Source organism: Candidatus Thiopontia autotrophica, assembly GCF_982804495.1.
Genome location: NZ_CEYDPX010000023.1, coordinates 1 through 1,745, shown reverse-complemented (window position 1 = coordinate 1,745; position 1,745 = coordinate 1). Strand labels below are relative to the sequence as shown.

General features: G+C 53.4%; 2 protein-coding genes. Both read left to right on the top strand.

Going from position 1 to position 1,745, the window contains the following annotated elements:
* The coding region (gene waaF / locus AC3ZFK_RS06990) for a lipopolysaccharide heptosyltransferase II (RefSeq protein ID WP_487507400.1) at positions 1-717 on the top strand (717 nt) is incomplete at its 5' end.
* Positions 717-1,739: a lipopolysaccharide heptosyltransferase I gene (waaC, locus tag AC3ZFK_RS06985; protein ID WP_487507401.1), complete on the top strand. Its 1,023-nt coding sequence runs from the start codon at positions 717-719 to the stop codon at positions 1,737-1,739. The genes waaF and waaC, both read left to right, overlap by 1 nt.
* The last annotated feature ends 6 nt before the right edge of the window (positions 1,740-1,745 follow it).

The following is a 1,745-nucleotide window of genomic DNA, read 5'->3' as shown; positions in this document are numbered from 1 at the left end:
GGAATTCCCACTAGAACCGGTTATCGTGGCGAGATGCGCTATGGGTTGTTGAATGACGTAAGGGTTCTTGACAAGGAACAGCTGCCAATGACTGTCCAGAGATTCGTTGCCCTTGGTGTGGATTCAGGTGAGCCGCTACCGGAAATTACTGAGCCGAGACTAGAGGTGGAGAGTGACTCCATAGAAGAGACGCTACAATCAATCGGGCTGAACAGGCCGGAGAGTAAACTGTTGGCACTCTGTCCCGGTGCCGAGTATGGTCCTGCGAAGCAGTGGCCAGCCGACTATTTTGCGGCGGTGGCTGAGGAGAAGATCAGACAGGGTTGGGATGTCTGGCTATTCGGTTCAGAAAAAGATCGATCGATTGGTGAGATGGTGATTGGTGAGCTGGGAGGAGCGGGTAGTCAGGTAGAGAATCTGGCAGGACGAACCACACTGGAGCAGGCAGTCGACCTGATGTCACTGGCAACCGTAGTGGTGGGAAATGACTCCGGTCTAATGCATGTGGCCGCAGCACTTGACCGTGATCTGGTGGCGATTTATGGATCCTCTGACCCTGGGTTTACCCCGCCGCTCAACCAAAGAGCACAGATCCTTGATCTCAATCTGGAGTGTAGCCCCTGTTTCAAGCGGGAGTGCCCGCTGGGCCACTATGACTGCTTGAAAAAGCTAGAGCCTGATCAAGTGCTGAAGGCAGTGGAGGCATTTGGAATCTAATGCGTGTTCTGTTGGTTAAAACCTCTTCGCTGGGGGATGTTCTGCACACACTGCCGGCAGTGACTGATGCAGTAGCAGCGATCCCGGGAATCCGATTTGACTGGGTGGTAGAGGAGTCATTTGCTGAGGTGCCGGCATGGCACCCGGCAGTGGATCGGGTGATTAAGGTTGCGATCCGCCGCTGGAGAAGATCACCACTAAAGGCCATTGTCTCCGGGGAGTGGGGTGCTTTCAGGGGGCAATTGAGCGCGCGGGAGTATGATCTGGTTCTGGATGCACAGGGGCTGATCAAGAGCGCGCTGCTCTCCCGTATGGCCAAAGGCAGGGTGGTTGGTCTTGATGCGGGCTCCGCCAGAGAGCCACTGGCAAGCCGCCTCTATCAGCAGCGACTTCCAGTGGAGAGAGGAGAGCATGCAATTGTCCGACTGCGAAAACTCTTTGCCCAGGCACTGGGTTATGAGCTGCCATTGAGTCTCCCGAACTTCGGTATCAATCGGACAGCCCCAGAAGAGAGAAGTAATGTACCATCCATTCTGTTTGTCCATGGAACCACCTGGGAAACCAAGCATTGGCCCGATGAATACTGGATAGAGCTGGCAGGGATTGTAAATAGTGCTGGTTATACAGTGCTGCTTCCATGGGGAAGTGAGGAGGAGAAGGCACGGGCAGAGAGTATTGCGGCTGGCCACGATGCGGAAATCCTTCCCAGAAGTTCACTTGATGTACTTTCCAGGCAGCTTCAGCAGGCTGTAGGCGCAGTCTGTGTTGACTCCGGTATCGCCCATCTGGTTGCAGCACTGGGCATTCCGTCAGTAACCATTTATGGACCTACTGTCTCTACGTTAACTGGCACAATGGGGGATCATCAATTGCACATGGATTCAGATCTTGAGTGTGCGCCATGTCAAAAAAGGGAGTGTATATATAAAGGAGACCCTGCTGTCGATTCTTTATGTTTGCGTCAGACAACACCAGAGATGGCCTGGAAAAAGCTACTGCTAGAGATTGATGGTCATGAGTAGAAAGCA